This is a genomic window from Halomonas sp. B23F22_20 (assembly GCF_043496985.1).
Taxonomy (GTDB): domain Bacteria; phylum Pseudomonadota; class Gammaproteobacteria; order Pseudomonadales; family Halomonadaceae; genus Halomonas.
Genome location: NZ_JBIEKH010000054.1, coordinates 1 through 1,323 on the forward strand (window position 1 = coordinate 1; position 1,323 = coordinate 1,323).

Sequence of the window (1,323 nt, forward strand, 5' to 3'; positions counted from 1 at the left end):
CGGAGAATATCCGCCGGAACCTCGCCATACTTGTCGACCGCCTCACGCGCCTTCGCATTATTGGCAGCGAAGTCGTCGCGACTCACACCGCTATAACCTGGGTAGCGCTGAGGGAAGGTGCAGAGGCTCCTGATCAAGTGGTTCGCCTCACGCATATAGGCGTGCATCTCGGTACGACCGATCAGAGCGACATGCTGGGCGAGCAGGATGTTGCGTGCGAAACGGTCAAAGTCGATGAGTAGCCGGATTGCGAGCCACCCTTGCTGGCCCCCTGTGAACACCGGCGTCTTGAAGGGTTGCTGATTGACGTTCTCCTCGACACTGAGCTCCTTCGGAATCATGTCGAGGAGTCGATCAGACTCCTGCAGTAGCTCATTCAGCCTCTCCTGGCATTCCTTGAGCTTCTGCTCGATTTCAACCATCCAGTAGTCCGCGTAGGGATCATCCTTCGCCGCGTCTTGTTGGATCCGTCCCGCGAGGAAGAGAAATTGTCGAACACCTATGATCTGGTGCTTCCCGCTCTCAACACCACGACCTTTCCAGGCCCGGGTTGCATGATACGTGTGGAGGGTGAGCTGGATCTTGCTGCTCAGGTTCCCCATGGATTGCTCATTCGCCGCCATGGATTGTCTGCTCCTTGAGCTTGTTGGTTGGTGCCTTGGCCACAGGCTGAGGCAGGCCACTATGGGTGAGTAGTGGAAATGTTAACTGGCCAGGCATCATGAATTGTTTGTCCCCGCTTCAGGCCCAATGAAACGAGCAGTTGTCCTCGCTGCCATCGCGAGCCCCAGGCGGGGTGATGGTGCCACCATCACCTGAACTACGCCGTATCGAACTGACCGCACTTTGGTGTGCCGATCCGAACACGCCGACGCCGGGGCATTGCCCCGGCGCTGCGCTACTACAAAGGCCGGTTTACCGACCAGAATCTGCCGCTCCCCTACCCGGCGCATGCCCGCTCTCCAAAGCGGCTCCGGGATGAGCGAGAAGCAGCGGCCTTCGCCTGTTTCTCGGCGGTTTGAGCCCACTCATTGACCAAGTGCCAAACCACCCCCAAGGACAGGTCTGTTTCTTCCGCCAGGGCGATCATTCCATCGAGATCGTCGATACAGCTCGAATCGTCAGGATCACGCGTGATGTTCTGCCAGCGACGATACGCATCATGTTCAACATCGTCTGCTGGCATCGCCAGGCGCCCTTGCCGTGACTCCAGGCCCAGCAAAGCACGCCGGGTTGAACAGTCGTTCCCGGTCAGGGCGAAAAACCTGGTCATCATCTGGACGCTGGCACCGAGCTCCAGGCAGCGATCGATCTTGGCTTCAC

Annotated in this window: 2 protein-coding genes; both read right to left on the bottom strand. The window is 58.6% G+C overall.

The window, feature by feature from the left end:
- Window positions 1-623 (bottom strand): PFL_4669 family integrating conjugative element protein (locus tag ACGTN6_RS20485; protein WP_394594897.1); only part of this gene is annotated, 623 nt, incomplete at its 3' end.
- 317 nt (window positions 624-940) lie between these two features.
- The coding region (locus tag ACGTN6_RS20490; RefSeq protein ID WP_394594898.1) for an STY4526/YPO1902 family pathogenicity island replication protein at window positions 941-1,323 on the bottom strand (383 nt) is incomplete at its 5' end.